General features: G+C 66.1%; 21 protein-coding genes and 1 pseudogene. 7 read left to right on the forward strand and 15 right to left on the reverse strand.

Annotated elements, in window-relative coordinates; all coding sequences use genetic code 11:
• Window positions 1-16: 16 nt before the first annotated feature.
• The 8 genes from N7607_RS19380 to dinG all read right to left on the reverse strand — a co-directional run bounded on the left by N7607_RS19380 (window position 17) and on the right by dinG (window position 10,727).
• On the reverse strand, window positions 17-1,162 hold the full coding sequence (locus N7607_RS19380; protein ID WP_279865129.1) for a serine hydrolase: 1,146 nt from the start codon (window positions 1,160-1,162) through the stop codon (window positions 17-19).
• A 151-nt stretch (window positions 1,163-1,313) separates the two neighbouring features.
• Window positions 1,314-3,596 carry a beta-agarase gene (locus tag N7607_RS19385; RefSeq protein WP_279865127.1) on the reverse strand — a complete coding sequence of 761 codons (2,283 nt, stop codon included), beginning with the start codon at window positions 3,594-3,596 and terminating at the stop codon, window positions 1,314-1,316.
• Between the two features lie 66 nt (window positions 3,597-3,662).
• Window positions 3,663-4,769 carry a hypothetical protein gene (locus N7607_RS19390; RefSeq protein WP_279865126.1) on the reverse strand — a complete coding sequence of 369 codons (1,107 nt, stop codon included), beginning with the start codon at window positions 4,767-4,769 and terminating at the stop codon, window positions 3,663-3,665.
• Window positions 4,766-5,479 (reverse strand): hypothetical protein, encoded by a 714-nt coding sequence (locus N7607_RS19395; protein WP_279865125.1) that lies wholly within the window; start codon window positions 5,477-5,479, stop codon window positions 4,766-4,768. The genes N7607_RS19390 and N7607_RS19395 overlap by 4 nt, the downstream gene beginning before the upstream one ends.
• Complete coding sequence (locus N7607_RS19400; protein ID WP_279865124.1) at window positions 5,476-6,444, reverse strand: hypothetical protein; 969 nt, start codon at window positions 6,442-6,444, stop codon at window positions 5,476-5,478. The genes N7607_RS19395 and N7607_RS19400 overlap by 4 nt, the downstream gene beginning before the upstream one ends.
• A 9-nt stretch (window positions 6,445-6,453) precedes the next feature.
• Window positions 6,454-7,485 (reverse strand): glycosyltransferase family 2 protein, encoded by a 1,032-nt coding sequence (locus N7607_RS19405; RefSeq protein WP_279865123.1) that lies wholly within the window; start codon window positions 7,483-7,485, stop codon window positions 6,454-6,456.
• A gap of 241 nt (window positions 7,486-7,726) precedes the next feature.
• Entirely contained in the window at window positions 7,727-8,551 is an 825-nt protein-coding gene (locus N7607_RS19410) for an SDR family NAD(P)-dependent oxidoreductase (protein WP_279865122.1), read from the reverse strand.
• Between the two features lie 28 nt (window positions 8,552-8,579).
• On the reverse strand, window positions 8,580-10,727 hold the full coding sequence (dinG, locus tag N7607_RS19415) for an ATP-dependent DNA helicase DinG (RefSeq protein ID WP_279865120.1): 2,148 nt from the start codon (window positions 10,725-10,727) through the stop codon (window positions 8,580-8,582).
• Window positions 10,728-10,807: 80 nt separating this feature from the next.
• Here dinG and N7607_RS19420 point away from each other — a divergent pair, with 80 nt between their 5' ends.
• A complete protein-coding gene (locus N7607_RS19420) occupies window positions 10,808-11,272 on the forward strand; it encodes a DUF2269 family protein (protein ID WP_279865119.1) in 465 nt (154 codons plus the stop codon).
• 63 nt (window positions 11,273-11,335) lie between these two features.
• Here N7607_RS19420 and N7607_RS19425 read toward each other — a convergent pair whose 3' ends face one another.
• Together N7607_RS19425 and N7607_RS19430 are read right to left on the reverse strand one after the other, a co-directional pair.
• Window positions 11,336-12,073, reverse strand: a complete 738-nt coding sequence (locus N7607_RS19425) for an OmpA family protein (RefSeq protein WP_279865118.1) — start codon at window positions 12,071-12,073, stop codon at window positions 11,336-11,338.
• A gap of 132 nt (window positions 12,074-12,205) precedes the next feature.
• A pseudogene (locus N7607_RS19430) lies at window positions 12,206-12,559 on the reverse strand (OmpA family protein); the annotation flags it as partial.
• A gap of 435 nt (window positions 12,560-12,994) precedes the next feature.
• Between N7607_RS19430 and N7607_RS19435 the strand changes: the two are divergent.
• The 3 genes from N7607_RS19435 to N7607_RS19445 all read left to right on the forward strand — a co-directional run bounded on the left by N7607_RS19435 (window position 12,995) and on the right by N7607_RS19445 (window position 15,143).
• Entirely contained in the window at window positions 12,995-13,492 is a 498-nt protein-coding gene (locus N7607_RS19435) for a DUF6231 family protein (RefSeq protein WP_279865117.1), read from the forward strand.
• 4 nt (window positions 13,493-13,496) lie between these two features.
• Entirely contained in the window at window positions 13,497-13,967 is a 471-nt protein-coding gene (locus N7607_RS19440; protein WP_279865115.1) for a YchJ family protein, read from the forward strand.
• 111 nt (window positions 13,968-14,078) lie between these two features.
• A complete protein-coding gene (locus tag N7607_RS19445; RefSeq protein WP_279865207.1) occupies window positions 14,079-15,143 on the forward strand; it encodes a hypothetical protein in 1,065 nt (354 codons plus the stop codon).
• Window positions 15,144-15,182: 39 nt separating this feature from the next.
• Here the strand turns inward: N7607_RS19445 and N7607_RS19450 are convergent, their stop codons facing one another.
• Complete coding sequence (locus N7607_RS19450; protein ID WP_279865113.1) at window positions 15,183-15,758, reverse strand: hypothetical protein; 576 nt, start codon at window positions 15,756-15,758, stop codon at window positions 15,183-15,185.
• A gap of 112 nt (window positions 15,759-15,870) precedes the next feature.
• On the opposite strand from N7607_RS19450, the gene N7607_RS19455 reads away from it, so the two are divergent.
• The 3 genes from N7607_RS19455 (at window position 15,871) to N7607_RS19465 (ending at window position 19,215) form a co-directional block, all read left to right on the forward strand.
• Window positions 15,871-16,365 (forward strand): LEA type 2 family protein, encoded by a 495-nt coding sequence (locus tag N7607_RS19455; RefSeq protein WP_279865111.1) that lies wholly within the window; start codon window positions 15,871-15,873, stop codon window positions 16,363-16,365.
• Window positions 16,366-16,369: 4 nt separating this feature from the next.
• Window positions 16,370-16,570: an SEC-C metal-binding domain-containing protein gene (locus N7607_RS19460; protein ID WP_081963338.1), complete on the forward strand. Its 201-nt coding sequence runs from the start codon at window positions 16,370-16,372 to the stop codon at window positions 16,568-16,570.
• A gap of 107 nt (window positions 16,571-16,677) precedes the next feature.
• On the forward strand, window positions 16,678-19,215 hold the full coding sequence (locus N7607_RS19465) for a penicillin acylase family protein (RefSeq protein ID WP_279865109.1): 2,538 nt from the start codon (window positions 16,678-16,680) through the stop codon (window positions 19,213-19,215).
• A gap of 59 nt (window positions 19,216-19,274) precedes the next feature.
• Here the strand turns inward: N7607_RS19465 and N7607_RS19470 are convergent, their stop codons facing one another.
• The 4 genes from N7607_RS19470 to N7607_RS19485 form a co-directional block, all read right to left on the reverse strand.
• Window positions 19,275-20,330 carry a fatty acid desaturase gene (locus tag N7607_RS19470; RefSeq protein ID WP_279865107.1) on the reverse strand — a complete coding sequence of 352 codons (1,056 nt, stop codon included), beginning with the start codon at window positions 20,328-20,330 and terminating at the stop codon, window positions 19,275-19,277.
• Between the two features lie 41 nt (window positions 20,331-20,371).
• Window positions 20,372-21,403: a DUF2156 domain-containing protein gene (locus tag N7607_RS19475; RefSeq protein ID WP_279865105.1), complete on the reverse strand. Its 1,032-nt coding sequence runs from the start codon at window positions 21,401-21,403 to the stop codon at window positions 20,372-20,374.
• A gap of 4 nt (window positions 21,404-21,407) precedes the next feature.
• Window positions 21,408-22,268, reverse strand: coding sequence for a metal-dependent hydrolase (locus tag N7607_RS19480; protein ID WP_279865104.1), 861 nt, complete (start codon window positions 22,266-22,268; stop codon window positions 21,408-21,410).
• A gap of 232 nt (window positions 22,269-22,500) precedes the next feature.
• A complete protein-coding gene (locus N7607_RS19485) occupies window positions 22,501-23,874 on the reverse strand; it encodes a CSLREA domain-containing protein (RefSeq protein ID WP_279865103.1) in 1,374 nt (457 codons plus the stop codon).
• Window positions 23,875-23,919 lie beyond the last annotated feature (45 nt).

Raw genomic sequence — 23,919 nt, forward strand, 5'->3', positions numbered from 1 at the left:
TCTTCCCCCAAGCAAGTTACAGGCATTGGCCCAGCGTTCGCGCCAGTCTCTGCGCGCGCGGGTCCATGAGTACATATGGTCCGAGACTGTTGGTGACGAAACCGAAGGCGATCTCGCGTTCCGGGTCCGCGAAGCCTACCGAACCACCCGCTCCGGGGTGGCCGAAGGCCTTGCGGCCGAGGCCGTAGGTGGCGTTGGCCACCTCCGGCTGGTCGAGCATGCAGCCCAGGCCCAGGCGGGTCTGGGTGAGCAGTGTGCGGTCTTCGCCGCAGGAGTGTTCGCGGGTCATTTCGCCAAGCAGCTCCGGTTCCAGCAGACGGCCGTCCAACAGCGCCGCGTAGAAGCCGGCCAGGGCACGGGCATTGCCGTGACCATTGGCCGCCGGCTGCTGCATGCGTCGCCATTCCGGCTTGTTGGTGCTGGTGAGAATAGACGGCGGATTGGCGAAGGCACGGGTGGTCAGCGAGGCCGGCTCGTTCATCATGCACTTGAGCAGGCGCTGGGCGGCGGCATCGCCCATGTCGCCCTTCTTGCGGGCGATATGGGATACGCGGGGAAACTCTTCCTCGGCCAGGCCGACATGGAAGTCCAGGCCCAGCGGCTCGGCGATACGGGCGACGATGGACTCACCCGGACCGCGCCCGTCGGCGCGACGCAGCAACTCGCCGACCAGCCAGCCGTAGGTGATCGGTGAGTAGCCGTGGGCTTCGCCCGGCGTCCACCAGGGGCGTTCGGCGGCCAGGGCGGCGGTCATCTGCGGCCAGTCGTAGAGGGCTTCGGCCGGCAGCGGTGCATGCAGGGCCGGCAAGCCGGCGCGATGGCTGAGCAACTGGCGCAGGGTCACGCGCTCCTTGCCGGCGGCGGCGAACTCGGGCCACCAGCGCGCCACGGGGGCATCCAACTCCAGCTTGCCCTGCTCCACCAGCTGCAGGGCGGCGACGGCGGCGAAGGTCTTGGTGCAGGAAAACAGGTTGAGGATGGTGTCGCTGTGCCAGGCCTCAGTGCCGTCCTTGTCGGTGCTGCCGGCCCAGATATCGACGACGGTTTCGCCGCCGATCTGCACGCATAACGCGGCGCCACGTTCCTGGGGATCGTCGAACAGTTCGACGAAGGCATCTTTCAGCGCATCGAAGCGCAGGTCGAAATGGCCCTGAATCTGCAACCTGATACTCCTCGGTCAGAATGGCCGGCATTGTTCCAGTCCCGGCTACTCCTGTGAATCCTGGCGCTTTGCTCAAGTCACTTCGTCGGACCAACGGTCCGCCGGGCCGGAGCGCACGAGACGCGCCGGGCTGGACTGCAAGCGAGGAAAATCAGGGATTGGCGGGCGTTTCTACCTTGGCCGGCGCGGTCTTGGGCAGCAGCGCGGCGGGCGCCTTGAGGTTGGCCTTGCGCACGGCCTCGACGAAGCCCTGCCACGGGCGATCGGTGATGGCGACCAGGCCGAAGTGGCCATTCTCGCCGTCGAGCAGGCGGCCGCTGACCGGCTGATCCAGGTACTGGAACCAGTGCACGCCGACGATCGACGGCTCCTCCAGGGCCTTGGCCAGGAAGTTGGCGTAGGCCGGGCCACGCTCCTCTTCCTTGTAGGTCTCGGCCACGCCGCCCCAGAACGGACCGCGGTCGCGGCTGCCGAAGTGGAATTCGCTGACCAGCAACGGCTTGTCCAGCGCGCGCAGGGTGGCGAAGTCGTAGCCATGCTGCGGCTCGTTCACGTAGAAGTTGAAGCTCAGCACGTCGCAGTATTGGGCGCAGGCCTCGATCGCCTCGGGGGTGGCGATGGCGAAGCGGCCGCCGAGCAACATGTGATTGGGCGAGTGCCACTTCAGCGAGTCGGCGATGGTCTTGAAGTATGTGGTGGCGAACAGGCGCTGGAAGGCCTGCAGGTCCTTCTCGATCTGCGGGAACTCGGCGCTCGGCAGCGGCGGCTCGAAGCCCGGGTCTTCCATCAGCTCCCAGGCCTTGAGCTCGATGCCCCAGGCCTTGGACAGGCCGTTCTGGTTGCGATACTTGTCGCGCAGCTGCTTGAGGAAGGCGCGCTTGGCCGGCACATCGGTGGTCAGGCGCAGGGTGCCGTAGGCCAGGGCGTAGCGGGCCTTGGGATCGTCGCCAGGCGCGGCCCAGGCCAGCTCGTTGTCGGCGAAGAAGCCGAGCAGCCAGGGGTCGTCACGGCGATCGCGGGTGGCAATGGCGATGGCGCGCTCGGCGGCCATTGCAAAGCGCGGGTCGAACGGATCGGGCATGCCGCCCCACCAGTCGTGGCCGGTGCTGATGATGGCGTAGTCACCGGAGATCGACAGCGGAATGCTGTACGGCATGCGCTGGGCATTGCCCAGGGTGTCGTCGCTCCAGTTGCCCAGGCTGTTGAAGCCCCAGGCCTGCAGGCGATCGAGGGTGTGCTGGCTCCAGCGGTCCGCATCGAAGCCCGGTGCAGGGCAAGGAGCCAGCTCTGCCGGCGCCGGCGTGGCGGCCAGCGGCGGCTGGGCGGTGGCGCAGGGTTCGGCATGGGTGCGCTGCAGGTTGGCGCGGTAGAAGTCGTACCAGCGCCCGTGATCGAAGGCGCAGCCCCGGCTGGCGCCACTGTTGCTGCGGCTGTCGCGCTTGCCGTAGTAGGCGGCCAGCGGCTCGCCGTCCTTGGGCAGTGCGGCGAACATGCTCTCGCGGCCTTCCACGTAGGTCTGGCTCTGCCAGGCGCTGACCGCGTTGACGCCCAGGGAATAGAACGGATGCCCCTCGGGGGTCACCAGATACCAGCGACCGTCGCGCTTCTCGGTGCGGAAGAAGCCCTTGGCCTCGAAGCTCGGGCCGTTCAGCCAGCCGCCGAACTTGTCCTGCTGCGGGCGCTCGGCCAGCCAGGCCTTGAGCTGCTCGCCTTCGCGGGCGGCGGCATCGCGCAGCTGCTGATCCTTGCTGATCTTCTCCGGCCACTGGCCGCGGCTGTACTGGCCCCATTCATCGACCATGCCGCTATAGATGGCCTGCTGCGCGGCCGCAGCCGACTGCACGCCGAAACGGCCGAGCAGAATGCTCTGCGGTGCATTCGGCTTGCTCATGCTCAGCACCACGGCGCTGACCTGGGCCGGGTTCAGCTCGCCCTCGACGGTTTCCGCCAGCAGCACGCGCTGACCGTCGACGCTGACCGGCATGGGCGGGCCGGCGCGCATGCCCTGGGCCCGCGGCGAAGTAGCGGCAAGCGGCACCAGCAGGGTCTGCGCCGGGCCGGCCGGCAGCGCGATGCGGCTGGTCAGCACCTTGCCGTCCCGGCTCTCGATGCGTACGTCCAGGGTGATGGCCCAGTCCATCGCACTCTGCAGGCGCAGGCTCATGGCGCCGGCCTGGGACCAGTCCCAGTCGCCGCTCTGCGGGCTCAGGCGCAGGCTGGGGTTGTCGCCGACATTGAAGGTGAAGCGGCGCAGCACCTCGCCCTCGGCGGTGGGCTCGGCGGTCAGCTCGGGAAAGCTGGCGGCCTGGCTCTCGACCTTCACCACGTCGGTGGGCTTGATGAAACTGAACAGGGTCTGCTGCCCTTCGGGGGCCGCCAGGGTGGGCGTGGCGAAACTCAGGGCAAAAACCAGGGGCAGGGAACGGTGAATCATCGAACAAGTACTCCGGAAGATGCCCAAGTAGACACTACGAGGGCTACGGATGCCACCCCGGACGTCCTAGCGCGGCGCTGCGACGAGCCCCAGCAGGCAGTCGACCCAGGCATCCAGGCGCTGCCGCGCCCGCTGCGAGCCGGCAGCGGCGCCTTCCTCGACCGCAGCCATGCGCAGCCGCTGCAATGCCTCCTGCACCTGTGTGGCAAACAGCTGGGCATCGCCCGACCAGCACACCACCTCGTGCAGCAGACCCAGCTCGGCGGCGCGGGCGGCGTTGCTGCGCTGCTCCGGCTGGTCGGTGACCAGCAGCAGGATCGGCCGGCGGTATACGTGGGCCACGGACAGCGCGGCCATGCCTGGCGCCGAGACGATCAGCGCGCTGTGCGCCGCGGCATCGATCCATTGCGGATCGCGCGGTACCCAGCCGGTGCGCCCGGCATAGCCCTCGCCCACCAGCAGCGCCTGCAACCCGGTAGCGGCCAGCCCCTGTTCCAGGCCTGTCGCCAACTGCGGATCGCGAAAATGCGGGTTGAGATAGACGGCGGCGCGCGTTTCCTGGGCCTGGACCGGACGCTGCGCCAGCGCGATGGGCGTCGGCAGGTTGAACAGCCACGGCGCCACCCGCTCAGGTTCGGCGTAGGCGAAGTCGTGCTGCAGGCAGGCGCGCGCACGGCGCAGCTCGAAGCCGATGGCCGCGGCGAAGCCCAGCGCCAGCCAGTTCGGTAGGCGCCCCTGGAAGTTGTCCAGCAAGGCCCGGCGCAGGCTGGCGCCGTAGACATGCACGATCTTGCGCCGCCAGCCAGGCAGGCAGCCCATCACCAGCAACGCCGGGTGGAAGGAGTCGTTGATCAGCAGATCGACAGTGGCGATACGGCGGCGCAGGCGCCAGATGTCGCGCAGCATGTGCCGCGGGTCTAACAGGTAGCGCGCGACATTGCCGTCGGTGGCACCGCGCTGCATGTTCTGGCGTTCATCGAACTGCACCGCGTAGTGGCGCGACAGCACCTCGGCGGCGATACCGAACTCGCCGAGAAAAGCCGCGCCCTCGTTCGAGGTGGTCAGCACCTGCACCTCTGCGCCGCGTTCGATCAGGGCATGGGCGAGCAACTGCGCACGCATCAGGTGGCCACGGGCATCGGCGGTGGCCAGGTAGAGAATCCGTGGTTTCATCCGGCGAAACGTGCCCGCAAACGCAGGGCCACGCCGGCCAGGTACATGCCCAGCGCCCCGCTAATACCGAAGGCCCGGTCCACTGCGCGCGCCTCGGCCAGCATGCGTTGCAGGCGTGGCATCTCCGCATCGCCCACGCTCAGCCCCAGGGTGCGCATGCACAGGCGCACATGCTTGCGCTCGTCATGCAGCACGCGGGTCAGCAGCGGTTGCAGCGGGTGCTCGGCAGCCAGCACCGCACAGTGACGGGCCAGCACCCGCTCGGCCATCTGTTCGGCACACAGGCCGATGGCATAGGCCGGCACCAGTACGCCCTGCTGGAAATGCGGCGCATGGCGACGGGCAATGCGCTGCCAGCGGCGAATCTTGGCCCGGCTGAGCCAGTCCGGGCGCAACTCCGCAGGCGGCTGCATGCCGCGCTCGCGCATGGCGGCGGCGAACAGTTCGCTGTGTTCCTGCTCCTCACGCAGATGCTGCTGCACCTGGCGCTCCAGCCAGGCCGGGGCGGTCGGCATCAGCTCGTGCTGCAGGGTCTTCTCGGTAGCCTCTTCGCCGATCAGGTAGATGCGCAGCAACAACAGCTCGCCGGCCCGGCTGCCGTGCAGCTGGCGCAGGGCAGCGCGCTTGATGCGATCGACCAGCCAGGCCTGCAGGCGCGGCCAGCCACGCAGCCGCGGCGCGGCGAAGGCCGCCAGGTGGACGACGGTCATTGGCTGGTGTGTTGCTGGCCGCTGAGTACCAGGCCGATGAAGCTGTCCTGCAGGAAGGCCTGAGCGGCGGCGCCAGCCTGCGGGTAGTCGATCTGCTGGCCGCGGAAGGCGAGGTAACCCTTGCCGTCGCGGGCGCCCAGCAGCAGCTTGTCGTGCTTGGCGAAGCCTTCGCTGCGCAGCGGTTGCAGCAGCTCGACGTTCTCCATGCCGAACAGGAACAGATCACGCTGGATCACCGACAGCGGCAAGCGGCTGCGCAGGGCCTGCAGCTCCAGGGTCCAGCTGCCGTTCTGCAGTGTCTTGGTCAGGTCGCCATGACCGCCCGGCACATGCAGGCTGGCACGCACCGCCGGCACGGCGGCCTTCTCCAGACCGAGGGCGATGGTGATGTCGGCGTACTCGGCCTTGGCCGCCTCGACCCGGTTGTCGCGCACCTGGACGAACTGCTTGGCCAGCCTGGCGGCGGTGGATGGCGACGCCAGTGTCTGCAGCGCCTGCTCATGGGTCAGCAGGACCTGGCGCTTGCCATCGACCTCGGCCTCGATGCGGTAGGCATCCAGCTTCACCTCGGTCAGGTCGCCCTGCACCGGCGCGTGGGCATGCACGCTGCTGCTCCACTCCTGGCCATCCTTGCTCACCAGCAGGTGCAGGCTGACCGGCACCACGCGACCATCTGCAGCCTTGGCCTGACCGTGCAGCAGCACGTCGCCGATCACAGCATCGTCGGCGTAATCATGGGCATTGCGGAACAGAACGGTTCTAGCCGTCTGGTCCAGTTCGACGCGACCGTGCTCATCGTCCAGGGCAATGCGGTTGCAGCTGGTCAGCGGCGCCAACGGGCAACCGCTGGCGTTGGCGAAGGTGTGCACGCCACGACCACTGAATGCTTCGGCATGGGCCAGGCTGGAGAGCAGCCCCAGGGCCAGTGGCAAGGCGCTGCGTGATAGAAACTTCGACACATCCATGGTCGTTCCTCAGTGAATGGCGGGCTTGTGGTAGGACAGGGCCTGGGCATCGGCGTCGCTGCGGCCCAGGGTATTGATGCCGAGGCCGCGGGCCAGGGCGCCGCACATGTCGACGGCGGAGAACGCGACTATTAGGCCCATGGCGCCGAGCCGGCGCAGCCCGTGCACGGGCGGCAGGTCCTGCCGGTTGAGCGTGCGCAGGCTGAACCCCAGACGCGCAAAGAGAATCGCCAGCGGTGCCAGTGGGCCAGTGCGGGCGAGCCACTGCAGACGGTCCGGTAGATAGGCGCGGACCAGGTAAGGCGTCAGGCCGACCGAGTCCTGACCGCGCATCCAGCGCAGTTTGAGCGCTTCGCCACGGGAATCCGGCAGGCGATGCTCGGTGTGCGCAGCAGCGGCGTAATGCAGGGCCACACCAGCGGCCTGCAGGTTGAGGCCGAGTACCTGGCAATGCGCACGGTACACGCCATCCAGCGCCCGGTAGGCATGCTCGGCGAACACCTCGCGGCGGAACACCACGTTGTTGGCGTAGAAGTTACGGGTAGCCTCGGCCTGCAACGGGCTGGGGAAGTACATGAAGTCGATGGTGGTCAGGGCCGTGCCGGCCAGGCTGCTGCTGTAACTGGTACGCCCAGCCACCACAGCCGGTGGCTGCTCGGCGCACAGGGGCAGGAGCAGCTGTTCGAGCCAGTCGGCAGCCGGGATGCAGTCAGCATCGGCGAACACCACGTGATCGCAACGCGCCGCATCAGTGGCGGCGAAGCCGAGGTTCTTCGCCGAGTAGTAGCCGGTGCTGGCGTCGATCAGCACGAACTGCAGCGCCAGGCCGGAGCTGCGAACCAGCTCGGCGCAGGTTTCCGCCGGCAGACCATCGTGGGTCACCACCACCTGGGCCAGGCGGCTCAGCGCCAGGCTCTGGCCCTTGAGGTGTTCAAACAGGCGACCGAGGCTACCGGCCACCTTGGCCAGGTCGGCGCCGCCGCGCAGGTTGTTGGTTTCCAGTACCAGGGCCGTACGTGCGGCCAGATCGTGCAGGTTCATCCTTGCCCCTCGGTTCATCCATGAGCGATGACGGCAGCCTAGCAGGCAGCCATCCGCTCCGACTTGCGCCAGCTCACGTCGGTGGCAGAGACCGCTCAAAGTCTCGCGAGCTAGAGCCAGGCTAGGCAAAAACAGGCGAGGACGCGCAGTTTACTGCGGTAAATGAGCAGTCCGAGACGCCGCGTCCCGGCCTGTTTTTAACGACGTATGGCCGACGCGCAGCAGACTTTGAAAAGGTCTCTCAGACGGTACCGCCTTTCATCCGGTCAAGCAGGCGGTCCGGCAGCAGGCGATTGAGCACGCGGAACAACTTGGCCGGCACCGTCACCGGGTAGCGGGTGCGCGGCACGCGACTGTCCAGCGCGCGCAGCACGGCCTCGGCCACCGCCTCGGCCGGCAGGGTGTACTTCACCGCGGCTCCCTCCTTGGCCAGTCGCTCCTCCATCAGCGCATAGCTGGCGACATGGGCGCCGCGACTGGTATCCACGTGCTTGCGCAGGGCCAACAGGCTGTTGGCGCGGAAGCGCGCGATGATCGGGCCCGGCTCGATCAGCACCGCCTCGATGCCACTGCCGGCCAGTTCCAGGCGCAGGGTGTCGACCAACCCCTCCATGGCGAACTTGGAAGCGTTGTAGGCGCCGCGCAGCGGCAACGCGGCGTAGCCGAGCACCGAGCTGTTGAACAGGATGCGGCCGTGGCCCTGGCGGCGCATGACCGGCAGCACCGCGGCGGTCAGCTCGATGGGGCCGAACAGGTTGCTCTCGAACTGCTCGCGCCAGGCCACGCGCGGCAGATCCTCGATGGCGCCGGGCTGGCCGTAGCCGGCGTTGTTGAACAGCGCATCCAGGCCACCGCCGCTCTGCTCCAGCACCCAGGCCAGAGCCGCGGCGATGCTAGCGGAGTCGTCCAGGTCCAGGCGCACCGCCTCGAAGCCTTCGGCCTGCAGGCGGGCGACATCTTCGGCCTTGCGCGCCGAGGCGAACACTCGCCAGCCGGCAGCGCGGCAGGCCAGCGCGGTGGCATGGCCGATGCCCGAGGAACAGCCGGTGATCAGGATGGTGCGCATGGGCCAACTCCCTGGCAGATAAATGAGGTCAGGCGATTTCGCGACGGAACGGCGGCAAGGCGTTGAGGATCGCCTTGCCATAGCGCTGGGTCACCACGCGGCGATCCAGCAGGGTGATGGTGCCGCGGTCAGCCTCGGTGCGCAGCAGGCGGCCGCAGGCCTGGATCAGGCGCAGCGAGGCGTCGGGCACGGCGATTTCCATGAACGGGTTGCCGCCACGCGCCTCGATCCACTCGGCCAGCGCCGCCTCCACCGGGTCGTCCGGCACGGCAAAGGGGATCTTGGCGATCACCACATGCTCGCAATAGGCACCCGGCAGGTCGACGCCCTCGGCGAAGCTGGCCAGGCCAAACAGCACGCTCTCCTCGCCATCGTCGACCCGAGCCTTGTGCTTGTTCAGGGTCTCCTGCTTGGACAGGTTGCCCTGGATCAACACACGCTTGCGCCAATCGCGGTCGAGGCCATCTAACACGTCCTGCATCTGCTTGCGCGAGGAATACAGCACCAGGGTGCCGCGTGCGCCCTTCACCAGCTCCGGCAGGTCGCGAATGATCGCGGCCGTGTGGGCAGCGGCATCGCGCGGATCGGCCTTGAGGTCCGGCACTCGCAGCACGCCGGCGTCGGCATGGTGGAACGGACTGGGCACCACGGCGGTGACCGCCGCCTTGGGTAGGCCGGAGCGCATGCGGAAACGGTCGAAAGTACCCAGCGCGGTCAGGGTGGCGGAGGTCACCAGGGCGCCGTAGGCGACATTCCACAGATTGCGGCGCAGGGTCTCGGCGGCCAGGATCGGGCTGGCATTGACCTCGATATCGAACAGCGCACCGCCCTCGGCCAGGGTCAGCCAGCGCGCCATTGGCGGGCTGTCTTCCGGGTCCTCGACGGTGAAGGCGGTCCACAACTCCCAGTTGCCCTGGGCGCGGGCCAGCAGGCTGCCGAACAGCGGATACCACTCCTCGGCCTGGTGGCTGGCGATACCCAAGCTAGTGCCCTCGTCGTCCATCGCCTGCTTGAGCAGCTCGGTGAGGCGGGTGAACAGGTCGGTGAGCTTGGCGAAGCCCTTCTTCAGTTCGATGCCCAGTTCGCGCAGGTGCTCGGGCACCAGGCCGCCCTCGAATCGATGGCGCGGACGCTCGCGGCCTTCCATGTCTTCGCCGGCGCGAAAATCGGCCAGCTGCTCGCAGGCGCTGAACATGAACTGCTGCTGCGTCCTGAGTTCCCTTGCCTGGTCCGGCACCTGCTCGATCAGCCGGCCGAGGTCGCCGGGAAGCGGATGCTGGGCCAGCAGTTTGGTCAGATTCTTCTCCACCTGGCCGAGCCAGTCGGCGGTGCTGCGCAGGCGGGTGAAATGGGCGAAGTGGCCGATGGCCTTGTCCGGCAGGTGGTGACCTTCGTCGAACACGTAGAGCGTCTCGCGCGGGTCCGGCAGCACGGCGCCGCCGCCTAACGCGAGGTCGGCCAGGACCATGTCGTGGTTGGTGACGATGACGTCGACCTTGGTCATGCCCTCGCGCGCCTTATAGAAGGCACACTGCTGGAAGTTCGGGCAGTGGCGGCTGGTGCACTGGCTGTGGTCGGTGGTCAGGGTGCCCCAGACCTGGTCCTCCAGCTCCTCGGGCCAGCTGTCGCGATCGCCGTCCCAGCGGTTGCCGGCGAGCTTCTCGATCATCTTGCTGTAGAGCTTCTGGCTATGTTCGTCGACGTCGATGCGGAAGCCTTCTTCCTCGAACATCTGCGCCGTGGCGCTCTGCGCCTGGCCGTCCTGTAGCAGCATGTCGAGCTTGGACAGGCACAGGTAGCGGCCACGGCCCTTGGCCAGGGCGAAGCTGAACTGCAGGCCGGCGTTGCGCATCAGGTCCGGCAGGTCCTTGTGCACGATCTGCTCCTGCAGCGCGACCGTAGCGGTGGCAATCACCAGGCGCTTGCCGGCGGCCTTGGCGGTGGGGATGGCGGCCAGGCTGTAGGCCACGGTCTTGCCGGTACCGGTGCCAGCCTCCACTGCCACCACGGCGGGCTCGCCGTCGCGCTGACCTTCGTCGTTGTGCTTGATGGTGCCCAGCACCTTGGCCACTTCGGCGATCATCAGGCGCTGGCCGTAGCGGGCCTTGAGCCCCTTGGCTTCGAGAAAACGGCTGTAGGCGCCCTGGATCTGGGACTTGAGTTCGGAGCTAAGCATGGGCGCGAAAAGGCTGGATAAATTTTCAGTAGTTTACCGATAGGTTATGCTCGCGCGCCATCCCGCGACCGAGACTCCCGATGACCGTCTTCTCTGCTCTCTATGCCGTGCACGTGCTGGCCGCCCTGGTCTGGGTCGGCGGCATGTTCTTCGCCTGGATGATCCTGCGCCCGGCCGCCGTGGCCAAACTGCAGGCACCGGAACGCCTGAGCCTATGGCTGGAAGTGTTCCATCGCTTCTTCCTCTGGGTATGGATCGCCGTGCTGGTGCTGCCGGTTTCCGGTATGGGCATGCTGCATATGCGCTTCGCCGGTTTCGAGACGGCACCCCGCTATGTGCAGGTGATGATGGGCTTGTACCTGGTGATGCTGGCGCTGTTCCTGCGCGTACGCTTCCTGCAGTTGCCGCTGCTACGCCAGGCAGTGGACGCACAGAACTGGCCGGCCGGTGGCGAGGCGCTCGGACGTATCCGTCGCCTGGTGGGAAGCAATCTGCTGGTTGGGCTTGTCCTGGTGGCCATCGCAGCCGCCCGCCCGACTTTCTGACGAGGCTAAATCGGCTCCCGCACCACCCTAAGATGGTGCGGGAGTGGATCACCGCCAAAAGCGTTATTGCGCGGGTTGCGCCTCGACCGAAGCCTCGACCCGACGGTTGACGGCACGTCCCTCGTCGGTGCCATTGTCGGCCACCGGGCGAGACTCGCCGTAACCTACCGACGACACCCGATCACCCGAGACCCCGTACTGGTTGACCAGCACGTCACGCACGGCATTGGCGCGCCGCTCGGAGAGACCCTGGTTGTAGGCATCGGAGCCGTTTGAGTCGGTGTGACCTTCCACGGTGGTGCTGGTCTGCGGGTACTGGCTCATGAAGTCGGCCACGGCCTTGATATCGGCCTGGCTCTCTTGCTTGACCACAGACTTGTCGTAATCGAACTTGACGTCCAGCTCGACACGCACCGGCTCACCTGCATCGACTACAGGCTCAGCGGCAGGGGCGGTATCCGGGTAGGTGGGAAGCGGGCAACCGTTGTGCCGTACCGGAGTGTTGGGCGGGGTATCGGGGCAACGGTCGCGGCGATCGAATACACCGTCGCCATCCTCGTCGCCATCCTGGGCATAGCAGATCAGAGTTCCGATGACCGCACCGGCCACGGCACCTCCAGCTGCCCAAGTAGAACTTTCGATGGCGCCAAGACCTCCTCCGGCCAGGCCGCCAATCGCCGTGCAAATGGGCCAGTTCCCTTGGTTGAGCGGCGCATCTCCCGTACTGGAAGTTGTGACGCAACCAGAGAGAACACTACTGACCAAGAGAAGGGGTACAACTGCCCTTGAGATGCTTCTCATGGCGGGATCTCCTGTGTCACCGGTTCGATTACCGGTAACACAGGAGTAAAGACCCGTCCCCTAAAGTGTACAAGCCAGTCCCGGTGGACGACTGCGCAGTATGCTGCAGCCGCCTTGCCGGGATATGACTACTTAGGGGCGAGCTTCAACCTCGGCTTCCACGCGACGGTTGATGGCACGGCCATCGCTGGTGGAGTTGTCAGCCACCGGGCGGCTTTCGCCATAACCCACCGAGCTCACGCGGTCACCACCGACGCCATACTGGTTGACCAGTACGTCACGCACGGCGTTGGCACGACGCTCGGACAGACCCTGGTTGTATGCGTCGGTACCGACGGAGTCGGTGTGACCTTCAACCACGGTGCTGGTGGACGGATACTGGCTCATGAAATCGGCCAGTGCCTTGATGTCGCCTTGGCTTTCTTCTTTAACTACCGACTTGTCGAAGTCGAACTTGACGTCCAGCTCGACGCGTACCGGCTCGGCAGGCTCCGGAGTGACGGTCTCTTCGACCACGGTCTCCTCGACCACTGCCACTTGCTCTTCAGCGCCATGCACCCAGCAATACGCTGCGGCCATACCGGCGCCAATCAGCGCGCCGCCACCGGCCCATTCAGAGCTTTCGATCGCACCCAGTGCAGCACCGGTCACACCACCCACTGCCGCGCAAGTCGGCCAGTCGGTTTTCTGAATGCCAGCACAGCCGGTCAGCAGGCCGCTTGCCAGGATCAGGGGTACAGCTTTCCTTGTGATACTCATCTTCTTAGGTCTCCTGTAGGGAATCGGCATACAACCGACAGCAAAGAAGTAAAGATGGCTTCCTTACTATCCGCCAGTTATAGGCAGTTTCCATACCAAGGTCCATAGGCCATTTCCAAGGAGCGCGATAGTCTTGGCATTCGTACTCGGGATTTTCACCATATGACTCACGCCCCATCCTCACGCACACCGCAGCAGGCCTTGGCCGCACTGCTGGATCATAATGCGCCGCAGCGCCTGTTGCTGGTCGGCGCCAGCCAGTTGCCGGCGGTAACCGCCTTCCAGGAAGCCCATCCGCAAACCCTGCTGGCCCATGCTCCGGCCGGGGCGTTACCGGCGGAACAGGCCGCACAGCGTTACGATCTTGCACTGGTGGTGGACTGCCTGGAGCACCTGCCCAAGCGCACCGCCCTGGAATTGCTCGGCGGCATCCGCAACCTCAACGCCAGTCGCCTGGCCGTGCTGGTCGATCTGGCCGCCTGCGGCTGGCAGGAAACCGAGCTGTTCGCCCTGGCCCTGCAGGCCAGCGAGAGCTTCCAGCGCGAGGGCCAGACGCTGACCCTGTTCACCTACGACCTGCGCGATTACAAGCAGGTTCCGGATTGGCTCAACGCCAAGTTCTGGGCCAATCCGCAGAACTTCGGCAAGTACTGGTGGTGATGCCATGAGCCAAGCCTGTCCCTGCGGCAGCGGCAGCTCGCTGGACGCCTGCTGCGGCCATTATCACCTCGGCACTCCTGCGCCCAGCGCCGAACACCTCATGCGCTCGCGCTACAGCGCCTACGTGCTGGGCCTGATCGACTATCTGGTGGCCACCACCCTGCCCGCCCAGCAGGCCGGGCTCGACCGTGACGGCATCCGTGCCTGGAGCCTGGGCAGCACCTGGCTGGGGCTGGAGGTGGAAGGCAGCGAGCTGATCGGCGCACAACCCGAGCACGCCTTCGTCACCTTCATCGCGCGCTGGCACGACGGCAGCGGCGAACACAGCCATCGCGAGCGCTCGGCCTTCGTCCAGCGCGAGGGCCGCTGGTACTTCCTTGACCCGACCACGCCACTCAAGGCCGGACGCAACGATCCCTGCCCCTGCAATAGCGGGCAGAAATTCAAGAAGTGCTGCAGCACCTATCTGAGCTGAGAAAACTCTGCTTCATTTGTTAGCCAGAACCCGGCGGGGGCCGGGGCCAACAAGGAGCAGTAGATGCAGCACAAGCACAGTGGAACGGCGGCCGGTCTGGTCGCTCTGCTAATGGTCGGCGCCGTTCAGGCGGACGACGTGCAGGTCAGCCTGGGTAGCAGCGAGCGGGTCACCCGCCTGTTCGCCTACCCCAACAACTGCAGCGTGATCTGCTATCGCGACTGGACCCTGGAGCAGACCGCCGAGCATTACCTGCAGCAGAGCCTGGAGCGCGACGGCTACGCCGATGCCACGGTCAAGGTCAGCCAGAGCGGCGATATGCTCACGGCCAGCTTCAGCGGCGTACCCGCCGACTACGGCACGCCGCTGAGCAACCTGCTGGCCGCCGGCGACTCGGCCTTCGACGGCGCCAGCAAGCTCAACGGCGACGGCAAGTGGCAGTACAGCTGGTACTTCTTCCTACCGCTGGGCATGGCCCTGGACAACCGCAAGAGCGTGGAGCTGCTGCACTTCCCGCCGGACTACTCGCTGACCCAGGCCCAGGACTACCTGGAATCCAAGACCACCGACCGCTGGGCCTCGCTGCTGACCGAGAACGGCGTGGCGGCGGCGCAGACGCCGGCCTACCAGACCATCATCGACATCGCCCCGATTGCCGCACCTGCCAGCGCCGGCAGTGACCTGGAAGGCGTCTACAGCTACTTCACCGACTACCAGACGACCATGGTCGCCCAGCTCACCGCCGGCAACGGCACGCCGCTGCCCATGGTCGCCTTTGGCGGTCCGGTGCGCACTTGGGTCAACAGCCAGTACAAGGTCAACATCGGTGTGCTGGGCCTGGACGAGATCACGCCTGCGCCGGGCCAGAACGTGCCGGTACTCGGCGCCAACCACCCCAGCTATATCTGGTATGCAGCCGACCCGGAGAACTACGGCGGCGACCAGGCCAAAGCCGACGCCGCCGGGCTTAAGGTGATGGGCCAGGACATCAGCGCCGCCTGCTGGCAGGCCGGCATGGGCCAGAACCCTGCCGCCGATCCGCAGCAAACGCTGAACAGCTGCACGCAGAAATGGCAGGTCACCGACAAGGTGCAGACCTGCGAGCTGTTCTACACCTCGATCCGCAACCTGACGCCGCCCCAGGCCCAGGCCAAGTGCACGACCGGCAAGAGCTGACGTCAGAAGCAACGAGGCCCGCAATCGCGGGCCTTGTACTTATTCCTGCAGCTTGAGGTGCGAAGTGTCGGGCGGCGGTCCGGCCGGAGCGGCCTTGGCCTGGCCCATGTCGCTGCCGGTCGGTGCCAGGCTGAACTGCGAGAAGTCCACCTGGGGCGCCTGGGCCTCGGGCTTGGCATCCTGCAGGTCGCTACCTACCGGCGCTATGCCGAAATCCGGCGCCTGCACATCACTGAAGGCGGCCATGTACTCGTCGCGCGGAATCACCCGCGCCGATGTGCCGCTGCTGGCGACCGCCACCGGCGATGCGGCGACCGCCACTGGAGCCGAAATTGGCGCAGCAACCGGAGCAGGCGCTGGCGGCGGCGCCATCTCCACCTCCTCCACTTCCAGCGCCTGAACGATGGCCAGCGCCCCGGCGCGCTCCATGGTCGCGCGGTACTTCTCGGCACCGGCGGCATCCAGGTTGCTCTTGATCACGATGCGTCGCCCGGAGAACAGCAAGGCGATGCGCTGAGCATCAGCCTGGAACAACCGCGCCAGGTTCTCCTTCACCTGCTCCAGCGCCGCACCCGGTACCACCTGTCCGGCGAACGCGATCTCGTAGAGGCTCATGGTCACACTCCTGTCCAATTCGGCCCCCAGTATGGCGCAGTTTTTTTCTCGGAACAGCAGGTGGCCGCCAAGCAGCCGCTTGTTACACTGGGGCGTCCATTGGAGCGATGCAATGTTTTCACAGATGCAATTCCACATCATCGCCCTGACGATCATTACCGGCCTGCTGTCAGGCCTCACGGGATGCACCAGCTGGTTCAGTGGTGATTTCCAGGACCCGGAAGTCCACCTCGTCAAGGTCGATGTGATCAAGGCCAAACTGCTGGAGCAGCAGTTTTCCCTGCGCTTTCGCATCGACAATCCCAACGATTTCGAATTGCCGATGCGCGGCCTGAGTTACGACATCGAGCTCAATGGCGTACCGCTGGCCGAGGGCGAGTCCAGCGAGTGGCTCGATGTCCCTGCCCATGGCCACAGCCACTTCGAGGTACCGGTGCGTACCAACCTGTGGCGCCACCTCAAGGGCGTGGTCAAGGCGCTGGAAGATCCGGATCGACCGATCCGCTATCGCCTGCGCGGCGAGCTGAAGACCGGCCTGTTCTTCGGCCGCGACGTGCATCTGCAGCGCAATGGCGAGATAATCCCCGGCGATCATATTCCGGAGTAGCTTCATGACTCAGCAACCCCACGTCCACGGCCCCGACTGCAACCACGACCACGATCATCACCACGATGACGACGGCCACGTGCACGGCCCGCACTGCAACCATCATCACCAGGAGCCGGTGCGCAACCCGCTGAAGGAAGTCGGCCGCAACGATCCCTGCCCTTGCGGCAGCCAGAAGAAGTTCAAGAAGTGCCACGGCGCCTGACCTGAACCTACCCGGCAGGGCGCAAGCCCTGTCAGGCCCCTACTCCCCGCTGCTTTCGCCCTCTACAATCCGTCCCCATCTCAGCCTTCCTGCGCCAGGAGCCAGTCATGGGTTCGCGCCTGTTTTCCCGTCCGCTGTTCGTCGCCGCTGCCGCCACCCTGTGCAGCACTCTGTTCCTCGGCGGTTGCCAATCGTTCCTGAATGGCCGCTACTCCAGCAGCGTGCACCCGGACCAGGGCATCGTCCGCGTCCAGGGCCTGGCGCAGAGCGTGGTGGTGCGGCGCAACGCGCTGGGCATGCCGCTGATCGAGACCACCACTTTCCATGACGCCCTGTTCACCCTGGGCTACGTGCACGCCGCCGACCGCCTCAGCCAGATGGTCGGCATGCGCCTGCTGGCCGAGGGCCGCCTGGCCGAGATGAACGGCCCCGGCGTGCTGGAAATCGACCGCTTCATGCGCACCGTCAACCTGCGCGCCAGCGCCGAGGTGCTGTACAAAAATGCCTCGCCACGGATCAAGAAGTTCTTCGAGGTCTACGCCCGCGGCGTCAACGCCTACCTGTTCCGCTACCAGGACAAGCTGCCGATGGACCTGGCCGAGAGCGGCTACCGCCCGGCCTACTGGAAGCCGGAAGACTCGGTGCTGCTGTTCTGCCTGCTTAATTTCGGCCTGTCGGTCAACCTGCAGGAGGAAATCGCCTCGCTGAACCTGGCGGACAAGGTCGGCGCCGACAAGCTGGCCTGGCTGCTGCCCAGCTATCCGGACGAACCGCTGCCCTTCGAGGAAGCCGAGAAGCTGCGCGGCCTGAGCCTGGCCGGCAAGATTCCGGGCCTGGCCGCGGTGAACAACGCCGCAGGCCAAGTGGCGGAGCTGAACATGCTCGGCGTCGCCGCCTCCAACAACTGGGCCATCGCCCCGCAGAAGAGTCGCAGCGGCAAGAGCCTGCTGACCAACGACACCCACCTGCCGCTGTCGATGCCGTCGATCTGGAACTTCGTGCAGATCCGCTCGCCGAAATTCCAGGCCGCCGGCGTATCCATCGCCGGGGTACCGGCCGTGGTCGCCGGCTTCAACGGCAAGCTGGCCTGGGGCATGACCATGGTCATGGGCGACAACCAGGACCTGTTCCTGGAGAAGGTCAAACGCGAGGGCGGGCGCCTCTACTACCAGGCCAACGGCAAGTGGCAGTCGGCCCGCGAGCGCCAGGAAACCTTCTTCATCCGCGGCCAGCGACCGATCCGCGAGACCGTCTACGAGACCCGCAACGGCCCGCTGCTCAACTCGGCCCTGGGCGAGCGCAAATCGCCGTTGCAGCCGCTGCAGATGTCCAGCGGCTACGGCCTGGCCCTGCGCAGCATCCAGGGCGAGGCGGACAAATCGATCGACGCCTTCTTCGACCTGTCCCGCGCCCAGTCCGTGGAGCAGGCCTTCGAGGCCACCCGCGAAGTGCGCGCCATGGCGCTGAACATCGTGTTCGCCGACGCCCAGCACATCGGCTGGCAGGTCACCGGGCGCTACCCTAACCGCAAGATGGGTACCGGCCTGGTGCCGTCGCCGGGCTGGGACGGCGCCTACGACTGGGATGGCTACGCCGACGCCATGCTGCACCCCTATGACCAGGACCCGATGCAGGGCTGGCTGGGCACCGCCAACCACCGCACCGTGCCGCGCGGCTACGGCATGCAGCTGTCCAACTCCTGGTTCTACCCCGAGCGGGCCGAGCGCATCGCGCAACTGGCCGGCGCAGGACGCCACGATCAGAAAAGCATGATCGCCATGCAGTACGACCAGACCACGCCGTTCGCCGGCAAGCTGCAGGCGATGTTCGATGCACCGGGCATGGCCGAGCCGCTGAAGAAGGCCATCGCCGCCCTGCCGGCCGCCGAGCGCGGCAAGGCCGAGGAAGCCTACAAGCGCCTGATGGCCTTCGACGGCCGCATGGCAGCCACCTCGGCCGACGCCGCGCTGTACAGCGCCTTCCTCCAGGAAAGCGCCAAGGCCACCTTCCTCGACGAACTGGGCCCGCAGACCAGCCCGGCCTGGCGTGCGCTGGTGGAGATCGGCAACAACAGCTATTCGGCCCAGGCCGACCACCTGCTGGGTCGCGACGACAGTCCGTTCTGGGACGACGTGAAGACCGCGCAGAAGGAAGACAAGCCGGCGATCATGGCGCACAGCCTGGCCGGCGCCGTCAGCTACCTGGAAGCCGAGCTGGGCGCCAATCGCAGCGCCTGGCAGTGGGGCAAGCTGCACCAGTACAACTGGACCAGCGAGGCTACCAAGATGGCGCCCTACCTGAGCGCCAGCCAGCGCAGCGGCATCGAGGCCATCAGCAGTTACCTGGACCGCGGCCCCTACCCGGCCGGCGGCGACCACGGCACCCTCAACGTGGCCGCCTACGAATGGGGCAATGACTTCAACGTCTGGCTGATCCCGGCCATGCGCGTGGTGGTCGACTTCGGCCTGGAAGAACCGATGATCGGCGTCAACAGCTCCGGCCAGTCCGGCAACCCGGCCAGCCCGCACTACGCCGACGGCATCGAGGCCTGGCTCAAGGGCGGCTACATGAGCTTCCCGTTCCAGAGCCGCAACCTCGACAAGGTCTACGGCAACAAGCGCCTGATGCTGATGCCGGGCAAGTGATCATCGCCTGAATCACGCACCGCGGCTAAGCACAAGCCGCGCCTGCCTGCCCCTCCCCTTTATGCGGGGGAGGCGCTGGAGCCGGGCGCGGAGACTTCCTCAGCCACGGGGAAGCGATAGCCTTCCTTGCCCACATAGCGCCCCGTCTGCTCGTCCCAGAGCCTGAGGCGCAGCGCCTGCAAACCCTCCCAGAAGGAAATCACCTGCGCGTCGGCGAACAGCTCGTTCTCCTTCCAGCAGCGCTTCAGGTTGTAGTTGGGGATATGCGGTATCAGGTGATGGACGTTGTGAATGCCGATGCTCGCGGAGAACCAGCGCAGGACGGGCGGGAAGATGAAGACGGACGAGCCGTGCAGCGCGCTGTCGACGAAGCTCCACTCCTGCGCCGGGTACCAGCGTGACTGTTCGAAGTGGTGATTGATGTAGAACAGGAACACCATCACCGGCGTGCCGAGGGCGTAGCTGAGCAGCTGGATCACGAACACCAGGTCGTAGCCCGAGGCCCACAGACCCAGCCCGATCAACAGGATAGCCAGGCTGGTGAGGTGCACGGACAGGTGCACATGGCGCGGCCAGCGCCGGTCCGCGACGACGCGCGGGAAGATCACCAGCTTGTACAGCGCGTGCAGGGTGAAGAAGAAGGCCGGATGGCGCAGGACCCGATAATAGAACCGCTGCCGGCGGCTCAGCGCCTGGTACTGGCGAACGCTGAGGAGCGGCATGTCGCCGATGCCGGTGCGGGACAGGTCATTGGTGCTGCCATGGTGATAGTTGTGCTCGTGCTGCCAGTGGTGCGCCGGCATGAACACCAGCAGCCCCAGCAACGGACCGACGACATCGCTCAGGCGCTTGGAGCGGAACAGAGAGCCGTGCATGACGTCATGGAACAGCACGAAATTGCGCGCCAGGAACAGGCTGTTCAGCAGCAGCAGGGAAACGGTTATCCACAGCGGCCCGCTCCAGTTCTGGTAGATCAGGTAGTTCAGCGCGAAATGCGGGATCAGCGTCGAGGCGATCTGCCAACCCGAGCGCGCATAGCTGGGGGTCGCGTAGCGCCGTGCCAGCTCGACCATCTGGCCTCTGGCGAGTTTTTCCTGCGAGTTCTGTACGGACATATGCACCCTGCCTCGTGACGTTGTGCCTGTGGGACTGCCGATCACAAGGCCCGCAGAGCCTTGAGGATTCCCAGCAGGTGGTAGAGCCTGAGCGTCGGTAAGCCGGCGACGAAGGAAGCTTCCTGGCGCCCGCAGTACTTCTGCTTGTGAAAGAAATTGCCCTGGCAGGGATAGATGAACGCACAGCGGCGATAGATGAAGTCGAACGCCCAGGCCACCCAGGCGTTGTGCGGATAGGCCTCGCCCTTCTTCAGCGCCAGTGGCGACAGCCCCAGGCTAAGGAGCTCCTTGCCCTCGGCTTTGAACTGGCCCATGGCGTGCAGCACGATGGCGTCGTTGGTGCCGTTCGGCGCGTCCTTGATCGCCCGCGATGCGTTGTGCAGATAGCCGATGACCCGACCGTCGCGGTACATGGGGTCGAACACGGCGAGGGCCAGTAGCCGGCCGTGCTTGCGCGCCCAGAAGTAGCGGACGTCCTCCTCGTCCTCGAACACCAGTGGCCGCGTCAGGCCGGCGAGATCATGGCCGCCCTTGCGCGCGAGCCATTCCCGGTTGAGTTCGTCCAGCTCCTCGCCGCCCTGCTCGCTGAGCCGACCCTCGTGCACCTCCACGCCTTCGCTGCGCGCCTTGTTGCGCCAGCGGCGCAGGTGGGCGTACTGCCTGCCGCGCAGCTCGAGGTCGAAGCCGGCCAGGTCGATCTCCGAATTGACGCCAAACTCGTTCACCGGATAGCCGCGGGCGCTCAGCAGATCGGCGAAGGCACTGCCGATGTCGAGAAACACCGTGAGCGTCTTGGTGCTCGCCAGATAGGCATCGAGCAGCGGCGCGAAGTCGGCCTTGGCCGCTATCGGGTCGCCAATCACCACGTTCATCCCGCGCGGCGCATAGAGCGGGTGCCTGACCGGGATATAGGCCAGGTAGCCCAGTTGCTCGTGAATGAAATGGACCGCGCCGGGCTGCAGCGAGGAATAGGCCATCGCGCTGCCGCCGTGGCGCAGCAGAAAGGGCCACAGCCGCGTGTGTTGCGCCTGGTCGGCGAAGTCACCGGCCAGCGCCGAGGAAACGGGCTGCATCGCATCATCCCCCGGATGGCTGGGTTTCGCCGATATCCGCGCGGATCACCTGCTGGCTCAGCACGTGTTCGGCGAGCGCATGGTTGTCGGTTTGCGTGGGGTGGAAGCCGCGCTTGAGCACCTGCAGGCAGCCACGAGTCATGCGCGCGAAGAAGCGCTCGTCGCGGAAGAAATAGCGGAAAGCGCGACGCCAGGTAGCGAGACGGAACAACTGGCCGTCCTGGCGCAGGAAGGTGGCGCAGGCGAGCGCCAGGTAGCTCATGTTGACCAGGTAGGCCATGACCACCCCGTAGCCCAGCCAGAAGCGGCTACCCTCGGTGGCCTGGTAGACATCGAAGGCCACGGACTTGTGTTCGATTTCCTCGGCGAAGTGCCATTCGTACAGCGCGCCGGCCCGCGCATCGCACTGCCGCAACCGGCCGCTGCTCAGGGTGATCTCCGCGAACAGCTCGTTGATGCGCTCGACGCCCACCACGAAGGCCAGCTGCTGCCGCGCGGTCGAGGTCGGGGTGAGGATCTTGAACGACAGGAAGCCGGTGAAGCGCCGGAACGTCTGCATGCGGAAGCCCTGGCGCTGCAGCACCTCGATGAACTGCTCGTGGCCGCGGGAATGGGAGAGCTCCTGGCCGATCAGGCCGCGTGCCTGCTGGAGCAGCACCGGGTCTTCGATCTTGCCGAGGTACTTCTTGATCGTCTGAACGATGAAGGTCTCGCCATCGGGGATGGTCATCGAGTAGGCATTCAGCCAATGGGTCAGGAAGACGTCGTCCTTGACCCAGATCCGCGGCGTATCGTGTTCGTCGTAGCGGATGTCGAAGCGCCGGGCAGAAAGGGCTTCCCGGCTGTCGCTGGCGTTATCGCTCATCAAGCATTCCCCGTGGTTATGGTTATTGGGCTGGAGGTGCAGGGACAGCACTGCCCACCTGCCTCGCTTGCGATAAGCGACGGGACTCTAGAGCACAACGAATGCGCCGCGACATCGGCCGAATGGCGTAGCGGGATGGGCTGGCGGGCGGAGTCAGCAGTGCGGGCCAGCCGACAGAGCGGCCAGCCCGCACAGCCCACCGCCGGTCAGGCGGGCGGCGCTGACGGGTATGTCAACGCTCGTAGGCGCCCAGGTCGCAGATCGCGCTGCCGTTGCGGTCGCCATCGCGCGGCCGCGCCACGCCGCGCTGGTCGTTGTGGGTACAGGAGCCCAGACCGGCATCCACCGCCGGGCTGCCATTGCGCAGCTGGTGGTACTGGGTGCCGGGCCCGTTGCCATTGGCAACCGTTGTCGAGGACAGCCGCGCAGCCAGCACCTGGGAGAACACCACATCGTCCTCCACCGTGACACTGTTGCCGGTGCAGGTGGTGACGTCCGACCCGAGCAGCAGCCCCGAGGCCCGATAACCAACCCCCTGGTGGCTGCAGTTGATCGGCACCTGGTTGAGGCGGTTGCCGGCGACGATGCTGTTGCGCAGCGTCAGGCTGCCCAGGTTGCTGATGCCGAGCCCCTCGTTGCCGGCCACGGTGACATAGCTCAGCTGCATCTGCGCCTCCGCGCCGCTGGGCGAGAAACCGGCCAGGCCGTTGGCGATCACGCCATTGGTGTCGGTACCGAAGTTGCCGCTGACCGTACTGTTGACCAGACGCAGCACGCCGCGCTGGTTGTTGACGATCGCCGCCCCGCCACCGCCGCCGGCATATTGCCCGGCCAGATTGCCGACGAAGGAGGAACGGGCCACGTCGGCATATCCCTCGTTATAGAGGGCCCCGCCATGGGCGTAGTCGACGTCGTTGTCGGTGACGCTGTTGCCCTGGAAGTGAGTGTCGCGCACCACCAGCGTGCCCAGGTTGTAGATAGCGCCACCCTGCCCGGAGAAGCCCTCGTCACCGTTGGAGTTGTTGTCGCGGAACAGGCTGAACCTGACATTCAGCTCACCGAAGTTGGCAATTGCCCCGCCCTTGCCCTGGATGCCTGGCGTGGCGCGATTGTCGTAGAAGCCGACGTAGGTGATCACCGTCTCACCGTCGTTGCGTATCGCCCCGCCATAGGTGTCGGCACGACCGCCACGCAGGCTTAGGTTGCGCAGGTTCAGCTTGGCGTCCGGCAACACCTCGACCAGGCGATCGGAAACGCCCTGAATGAAGGTGTTGGTATAGATGCCACCGACGATGGTCAGCTCGCCGGTGATATCCAGGTCGCCGCGAGTACCAACGTCCTCATCGGGATCGGGCTCCTCGTCCGGGTTCCAGCCAGGGTCGGCCAAGGTAAGGGAGTAGGTGCCCGGGCGCAGCTCGATGCGATCCGGGCCGGGATTGAGGTTGGCCTTGTAGATGGCCTCGCGCAGCGAGCAGTCATCCGTACAAGCAGGACGAAATACATCCTCCGTGTTGTTGACGACTATGGTCGCGGCGCCCTGAGCCATGGGCGTGGAGAGCGCGGCGGCCAGAGCAATGGAAGAGAAGCAGGCAGAGCGGATGTGCATGGCGATTCTCCAGATGGTTGAGAACTCCCAGTCGGAGAATGCTCG

The organism is Pseudomonas sp. GD04019 (assembly GCF_029837695.1).
GTDB lineage: Bacteria > Pseudomonadota > Gammaproteobacteria > Pseudomonadales > Pseudomonadaceae > Aquipseudomonas.